At 44.7% G+C, this 7,832-nt stretch carries 8 protein-coding genes; 6 read left to right on the plus strand and 2 right to left on the minus strand.

What is annotated here, in order from left to right:
* Window positions 1-31 precede the first annotated feature (31 nt).
* From PGQ38_RS15865 to PGQ38_RS15880, 4 genes are all read left to right on the plus strand, one after another.
* On the plus strand, window positions 32-289 hold the full coding sequence (locus tag PGQ38_RS15865) for an HPr family phosphocarrier protein (protein ID WP_118579528.1): 258 nt from the start codon (window positions 32-34) through the stop codon (window positions 287-289).
* Window positions 290-449: 160 nt separating this feature from the next.
* Complete coding sequence (ptsP, locus tag PGQ38_RS15870) at window positions 450-2,099, plus strand: phosphoenolpyruvate--protein phosphotransferase (RefSeq protein WP_173715929.1); 1,650 nt, start codon at window positions 450-452, stop codon at window positions 2,097-2,099.
* The gene (locus PGQ38_RS15875; RefSeq protein WP_118579534.1) at window positions 2,093-2,845 is read left to right on the plus strand and encodes a DeoR/GlpR family DNA-binding transcription regulator; all 753 of its coding nucleotides are present in this window, start codon (window positions 2,093-2,095) and stop codon (window positions 2,843-2,845) included. Before ptsP ends, PGQ38_RS15875 begins: the two co-directional genes overlap by 7 nt.
* Window positions 2,846-3,202: 357 nt before the next feature.
* Window positions 3,203-4,000, plus strand: coding sequence for an HAD family hydrolase (locus tag PGQ38_RS15880; RefSeq protein WP_173735033.1), 798 nt, complete (start codon window positions 3,203-3,205; stop codon window positions 3,998-4,000).
* A 169-nt stretch (window positions 4,001-4,169) separates the two neighbouring features.
* On the opposite strand, the gene PGQ38_RS15885 is transcribed toward PGQ38_RS15880, so the two are convergent.
* On the minus strand, window positions 4,170-4,781 hold the full coding sequence (locus PGQ38_RS15885; protein ID WP_118579540.1) for an ATP-binding protein: 612 nt from the start codon (window positions 4,779-4,781) through the stop codon (window positions 4,170-4,172).
* Between the two features lie 13 nt (window positions 4,782-4,794).
* Window positions 4,795-6,390 carry a hydroxylamine reductase gene (gene hcp / locus PGQ38_RS15890; protein ID WP_243284048.1) on the minus strand — a complete coding sequence of 532 codons (1,596 nt, stop codon included), beginning with the start codon at window positions 6,388-6,390 and terminating at the stop codon, window positions 4,795-4,797.
* A gap of 242 nt (window positions 6,391-6,632) precedes the next feature.
* Here hcp and PGQ38_RS15895 point away from each other — a divergent pair, with 242 nt between their 5' ends.
* Window positions 6,633-7,295, plus strand: a complete 663-nt coding sequence (locus tag PGQ38_RS15895) for a Crp/Fnr family transcriptional regulator (protein WP_195699991.1) — start codon at window positions 6,633-6,635, stop codon at window positions 7,293-7,295.
* Window positions 7,296-7,327: 32 nt separating this feature from the next.
* Window positions 7,328-7,699, plus strand: a complete 372-nt coding sequence (locus tag PGQ38_RS15900) for a PAS domain-containing protein (RefSeq protein ID WP_148461878.1) — start codon at window positions 7,328-7,330, stop codon at window positions 7,697-7,699.
* The last annotated feature ends 133 nt before the right edge of the window (window positions 7,700-7,832 follow it).

Consider the following 7,832-nt stretch of genomic DNA (forward strand, 5'->3'; position numbering starts at 1 on the left):
AAAACAAAGATTATTATGGGAGGAATGAATCATGAGAGAATTTAAATATGTTGTAACAGACCCGGAAGGAATCCACGCACGTCCAGCAGGAGAGCTTGTAAAAGCAGTAAAGGCTTTTTCTTCTGATATCAAGATCGCAAAGGGCGGCAAGGCTATGAATTGTAAGGCAATCTTCGGAATTATGGGACTTGCAGTGAAGAAAGGTGACGAGGTTACTCTTACATTTGAAGGTGCAGATGAAGACGCTGCATATGAGGCAGTGAGCAAATTCATGCAGGAAACTCTGTAAGACAGGAAGGGGACATACCTGCGGGTATGTCCCTGTTTGTTTGTAAACAGCTTGTCAAAGTGATATTTGCGTGAGATTTTGGTGAGTATCACGAGAACGGGATAGGATGGCAGGAGCGTTTGGTCTCCTGTCAGCAGATCAAATAAGTGGGAGAGAAAAAATGCAGATATATAATGGAAAAAGTGTTTTCGGTGGTATTGCCATCGGTAAGATCAGCGTATATCAGAAAAAAGAGCAGCAGGTTAAGCGTGTGAAGATTGATGATCCGGAACAGGAGATGGCGCGCTATGAGAAAGCTAAAGCAGAAGGGATTAAACAGCTTCAGGGACTTTACGATAAGGCCTTGAGAGAAGTCGGGGAAGCCAATGCAGCAATCTTCGAAGTTCATCAGATGATGATGGAGGACGATGGATATAATGAATCTGTAGAGAATATCATTCGCAGCCAGGGCGTAAATGCAGAGTATGCAGTGGCAACTACAGGTGACAATTATGCGCAGATGTTTTCGGCAATGGACGACGATTATATGAGAGAGCGTGCAGCTGATGTTCGTGATATTTCTGAGCGGCTTCTCACCATTTTAAATGGAGAAGAGACAGGGGCTGTAGATGCAGACGAGCCGAAGATCATTGTGGCAGAGGATCTGGCGCCATCAGAGACTGTACAGCTGGATAAGGATAAAGTTCTCTCTTTTGTTACAGTGAAAGGCTCCTTGAATTCCCATACAGCGATTCTTGCAAGGACCATGGCGATTCCTGCACTTGTAAATACTTCCGTGTCTCTTGAGAGTGAGATGGATGGCAGACTTGGAATTGTAGACGGGGCAGACGGTACATTTTATGTAGATCCGGATGAGGAGACTCTGGCAGAGATGAAGAAGCGCCAGGAAGAAGATCTTTCCAGAAAGCAGCTTCTTTTGACCCTTAAAGGAAAAGAGAACGTTACACTTGACGGACAGAAAGTAATGCTGTACGCTAATATTGGCAACATCAAGGATCTGGCAACAGTCATTCAGAATGATGCTGGTGGAATCGGTCTTTTCAGAAGTGAGTTTATTTATCTGGAGAAGGAAGATTTCCCAACAGAGGAAGAACAGTTCCAGATTTACAGACAGGTTGCACAGACTATGGCAGGCAAGAGAGTGATCATCCGTACATTGGACATTGGTGCAGACAAGCAATGCGATTATTTCCACATGGAGCATGAAGAGAATCCGGCACTGGGATGCAGGGCAATCCGTATCTGTCTGACAAGACCGGAGATTTTCAAGACACAGCTTCGTGCTTTATTCCGTGCCAGTGCATTTGGCAAGATCGCAATTATGTATCCTATGATCACCAGCGTACAGGAAGTGCGTAAGATCAAGGAAATCGTAGAGGAAGTGAAAGCGGAGCTTACCTCTCAGGGCGTAGAGTTTGGTAATCCGGAACAGGGAATTATGATTGAGACTCCGGCAGCAGCAATCATCAGTGATGATCTTGCGAAAGAGGTTGATTTCTTCAGCATCGGAACCAACGATCTCAGCCAGTATACTATGGCAATCGATCGTCAGAATCCTCAGCTTGACCTGTTTTTTGATCCTCATCATCCGGCAGTGCTGCGCATGATTTCCCTGGTTATGGAGAATGCTCATAAGGCTGGTATCTGGGCTGGAATCTGTGGAGAACTTGGTGCTGACCAGTCACTTACAAAAGAGTTTCTGGCAATGGGAGTGGACGAGCTTTCTGTTTCACCGGGAAGTATTCTTCCACTGCGTAAGATCATTCTGGAAACCAATGTTACAGATTATAAGGCGGGAAAAGAATGTTAACACAGCAGCGACATGAGATCATTTTGGAGCTTCTGAGAGAGAAAGGAAGTATTACTGTCACAGAAGTGAAGGATCTTTTAGATACATCAGAGTCAACAGTGAGAAGAGATATCACTGCACTGGATAAGGAAGGCAAGCTAGAGAAAGTCTTCGGCGGTGCCGTAGAACTGAAGGAGCGGGTAACTGCATATGAATATTCAGTTGCCGAGAAAATGGGACTGAAGCTGGAAGAGAAGGACCGGATCGCAAAATATGCAGCAGGTCTTATCCAGGATGAGGATTTTGTCTATATTGATGCAGGTACTACTACTGGGGATATCCTGAAGTTTCTTAAGGTTACAAGGGCAGTGTTTGTTACCAATGCAGTGGTACATGCCCAGACACTGGCAGGAAGAGGCTTTAAGGTTCTTCTTGTAGGTGGAGAGCTGAAGAGCACTACAGAAGCAGTAATTGGTAATCAGGCTATGAACACGATTCGTGGTTATCATTTTACCAAAGGCTTTTTTGGAACCAATGGACTTACCAGAAAGAGTGGCTGTACTACCCCGGATGCCAATGAAGCGGCAGTTAAAGCTGCTGCCATGGAGCAGTGCAGGGAGTGCTATGTGCTCTGCGATAGTTCCAAGTTTGATAATATCAGTTCTGTGACTTTTGCAGATTTTTACAGATCTACGATAATTACAGACAGGATTCCGTCTGGCTATGAAGATTGTGCTAATATTATAGAAGTACAGAAGGAACAGTAACTGTCTTGTTACTGTTCACTGGTAACGTTCCGCGAGGTGTTTTTTGTGAACAAAGTTCACAGAAAACCCGAGAATTAAGTTTGCGCAGCAAACGCTACTTCTTGTGCTTGACACAAGAAGGTTCGTCTTTCTGTGCATCGCGAAGCGTGTTACTGTGAACGGAGTGAACAGTAACACTGTCTTTGGAATTGCAGGAATGATTTTTTTAATATACTCTGGATAAAGTGTTCCTTTCATAGTATAATAGTCCACAGGATTTCTGACAGATAAAGGTTGGGAGTTCTGTGGATTTTTTATGGAATAGAAAATATGTTGGAATCCCCTGTTATGTACTAGCAGAATACATGAGGTAGAGCTATGATAAAACTGATCGCATCAGATCTGGATGGTACACTTCTGAAAGAAGGCACCATGGATATTAATCCGGAAATTTATGACATTATCCGAAAGCTGAAGGCTAAGGGAATTGTATTTGCGGCTGTCAGCGGCAGAGAATATGACAGTATTGAAAGAGTGTTTGCACCTGTAAAAGATGATATTTATTTTATTGCAGGAAATGGTGGAATCATTTCCTATCAGGGAGAAATTATTGAGAAAATGGCAATTCCTGCAGATATACTCAAAGAGGTTGTGGAGTATGTGAGAGCCCAGGAGGGAGCTTCTTTCATGACAGCAGGCAGTGCCCAGGCATACGTGGAGCGGGCAGACCAGGCTTTTGTGAAGAAACTTCGGGAAGGGTACAAGCTTCATGTAAATGAAGTGGACGATGTACTGAATGCTCCAGAAACTATGACAAAAGTTGCCATGTACAATGAAGAAGTGGATGCAGCTGTAGGAGCAGAGGAAGCGAAGCGGCGTTTTGGAGATAAGATTCAGATCATGGCTTCCGGTGATTACTGGGTGGATTTCGTGGATGTACATTCCGGAAAAGGAAATGCTCTTCAGAAACTTTGTAACCGTCTTGGAATTACGAAGAGAGAAGAGGTTGTTGCTTTCGGAGATAACTGCAATGATGTGAGCATGCTTCTGGAAGCTGGAAAGAGCTATGCGGTTACCACAGCCCGTGAGGAAGCCAAGCAGGCCGCCAGATACGTACTGGAGAAACCAGGTCCGGACAGCGTACTGAATGTGTTAAAGATGATTTTGGAGTTATAAGAGAAAAGAAGAATAAAGAAGAATAAAGAAATGGGAGTACATTCAATTTTGTAATTCCATTGGAGAAATCTTTGATATTGTAGTGGAAGATATGATTCATCAATCAAAGGGATTACAGGGATAAAAAATCCGGGCTGTGTGGAGCAGTCCGGATTTTTGTGGGGCAAAATCAGGCAAGAATCCTTCCATCTGTGGAGATGGTGTACACCTGCCATGGAAGAAATTTTCCGCTGGCTTTCATGGCATTTATGGCTGCATTCTGGATTCCGCCGCAGCATGGAACTTCCATACGCACGATGGTAACACTCTTGATATTGTTCTGACGGATGATTTCGGTGAGCTTTTCGCTGTAATCTACAGAGTCCAGTTTCGGACAGCCGATAAGAGTAATCTTACCTTTGATAAAATCCTGATGGAAGTTAGCGTAAGCATAGGCTGTGCAGTCTGCAGCAATAAGAAGGTCAGCATCGTCAAAATATGGAGCATTGATAGGAACTAACTTAATCTGTACCGGCCACTGTTGAAGCTGGGAGTGTGCTTCCAGCTTTTTCTTATTTTCCAGAACTGCGGCTTCGTCGTAAGCAGCTGCCTCCTTTTCTACAAAAGAAATGGCATTTGTTGGACAGGCAGGGAGGCAGTCGCCCAGACCGTCGCAGTAATCTTCACGAAGCAGTTTTGCTTTACCATCTATAATTCCAATTGCACTTTCGTGGCAAGCGCGGGCACAGAGCCCGCAGCCGTTACATTTTTCTTCATCTATATGAATGATTTTTCTGATCATGAGAGTATCCTCCTTATCCCAACAACGTTTTCAAGTCTTCCTCTGGCGTAGTAATCGCAGCGATCCCAAAGTTTTCTACCAGATAATTCAGCACATTCTGTGATAAAAATGCCGGAAGGGTCGGGCCAAGACGGATGTTTTTGATTCCAAGGTGAAGCAAGGTAAGCAGAATGGAAACTGCTTTCTGCTCATACCAGGAGAGCACCATGGAAAGAGGAAGCTCATTTACCCCACATCCAAATGCTTCTGCAAGAGCGCCCGCAACCTTGATCGCGCCGTAAGCATCGTTGCACTGTCCCATATCCATCAGTCTTGGAAGCCCACCGATGGTTCCAAGGTCCAGATCGTTAAATCTGTATTTTCCACATGCAAGTGTAAGAATTACGGAATCAGAAGGAGACTGCTTTACAAAATCGGTATAGTAATTGCGTCCGCTTCTTGCGCCGTCGCAGCCTGCTACCAGGAAAAAGTGACGGATAGCACCTGCTTTTACAGCATCAATTACCTGATCTGCAACGCCAAGAATGGTTCCATGGGAGAAGCCGGTTGTAACGGAAGTTCCGCCGTTGATTCCGGTAAAATGCTGGTCTTCCTGATATCCGCCAAGCTCCAGGGCACGCTGGATAACTGGTGTGAAATCTTTTTCTTCATTAATGTGAACAGTTCCAGGGAAAGTGACAGTTCCTGTAGTAAATACCCGGTCCATGTAGCTTGGTTTCGGCGGCATCAGGCAGTTTGTGGTAAAAAGAACAGGAGCTGGGAGCTCTGCAAATTCTTTTTGCTGGTTCTGCCATGCAGTACCGAAGTTTCCTTTCAGGTGACTGTACTTTTTCAGTTCCGGATAAGCATGACAGGGAAGCATTTCACCGTGGGTGTAAATATTAATGCCTTTTCCTTCTGTTTGTTCCAGAAGAAGTTTCAGGTCATGCAGGTCGTGACCGGTAATGACGATGAATGGGCCTTTTTCCACAGTAAGAGGTACTGTAACAGGAGCTGGTGTGCCGTAAGTGGCAGTGTTAGCGCGGTCAAGAAGCTCCATGCAGGAAAGATTGTATTTACCTGTTTCCATTACAATAGGAAGAAGCAGGTCCATATCCCAGTCCTCGCCCAGTGCAAAAAGTGCTTTTGCGAAAAATTCGTTTACTTCTGTGTCAGTATATCCAAGTGTCATTGCATGGTAGGCATAAGCTGCCATTCCACGGATTCCAAAGAGAATCAGGGATTTCAGGGAACGGATGTCTTCCTGGGCGTTCCAGAGAAGCTTCATATCGTAGTCGTCGTTATGTCCGCAAGGGGAAGCACAGCCGCCACAGTCTGGGCGAAGCCGGGCTTTTTCCTGGTGGATGCGGTCTGTGATTTCTGCGATGGCTTTGTCATCGAAGCTTACGTTGGTAAGGGTAGCAAACAGACCTTCCACCATCAGTTTCCATGTGGTTTCTGCAAGTGGTGTATTCTCATCTGCTGCATGGGCGAGTCCGATGAGAGCTCCGGTAAGTTCATCCTGAAGTCTGGCTGTATCCGCGGTCTTTCCACAGACTCCTTTGGCACCTGTACAGCCGGTACATCCGGCTGTTTGTTCACACTGAAAGCAAAACATGTTCTGTTCCATAAATAGTTTCCTCCTGAATTTGATCATATTGTTCTATAAGATATAAGTATTTCGTGAAAATAAGTTGATTGGTTTCTGAATGTTTTGTAATTGCGAAAGGAAAAGTAACAGGAAATTCTTTTCGCTTCGCATGAGAAAGTCAGAGATGGATAATTTATTTCTGCCTCCGCCCTTGACTTTGTACGCATACTATAATATAATCCAACCAACAAGTATGTTGTTATAACAACAAAAGGAGAAAAATGAATTATGAATTTCTTTCCAGGACTTTTCTCTTTCAGGGAACAAGTCCAGAAGAAACAAAGCACATGCTTTCCTGTCTGAAAGCCACTCCGCAAAGCTATGCCAAGGGCAGCACGATCTGGCAGGTGGGAGACCAGGTGAAGACGATGGGACTTGTGCTTAACGGCAGTGTTCATATTGAGAGCATTGACATGATGGGAAACAAGAGTATTCTGAATCGGATTGCGCCAGGCCAGGTTTTCGGAGAGACATATGCCTGCATTCCAGGGGAAAAGCTGCTCATAGGGGTGACGGCTGCAGAGGATTGCCAGATCCTTTTTCTGGAGGTGGGAAAGATTTTTCACACCTGTCCGGATACCTGTCCCTGCCATGAGAAACTGATCCGTAACATGCTGATGGTCATGGCGAAGAAGAACCTGGAACTTTCCAGAAGAAGCCTTCATACGGCACCGAAATCCATCCGGGGGAGGCTGCTTTCCTATTTTTCCCAGGAGATGGTGCAGCAGGGCAGCAGCCAGTTTATGATCCCCTTTAACCGGCAGGAACTGGCTGATTATCTTGGAGTAGACAGAAGTGCGCTTTCCAATGAGCTTGGCAAAATGCGAAAAGAAGGGATTATTGAAGTAAACAGAAACCAGATCCATTATCTGGAGCGTGTTTGAAAAAGGCTTCATAGCAGGAGGGAAAATTTAAAATGAATCTGACACCATATTTTAAAAGTATTATCGATCAGGATGTTGCATCCGTTGTTATCTGCAACCTGAAGCATGAAATTATCTACATGAATCCGAAGGCTGTGGAGAGTTATCATAAATGGGGTGGTGAGGCACTGCTTGGAAAAAGTCTTATGAATTGTCACAATCCGAAGTCTAAGGAAATAATTGAAAAAGTGGTTGCCTGGTTTGAAGAAGATAAGGAGCATAACCGGATCCATACTTTTTATAATGAGAAACAGGCGAAGGACGTATATATGGTGGCCCTGCGTGATGAGGATGGAGCTTTGATCGGCTATTATGAGAAGCATGAGTACCGGGCACGGGATGAGGAACCGTATTACAATTTCTGAAGCTAAAAACATGTTGCTGTCTATGATCTAACCGGCAGCACGCTTCGTGATGTACAGAAATCATGCATTCGCATGATTTTGCGCCGCAATTTTCGGGTTTTCTGTGAACAGGAACAAAAACATTAATTAAAAA

Source organism: Blautia faecis (assembly GCF_027662325.1).
Lineage (GTDB): Bacteria > Bacillota > Clostridia > Lachnospirales > Lachnospiraceae > Blautia_A > Blautia_A faecis.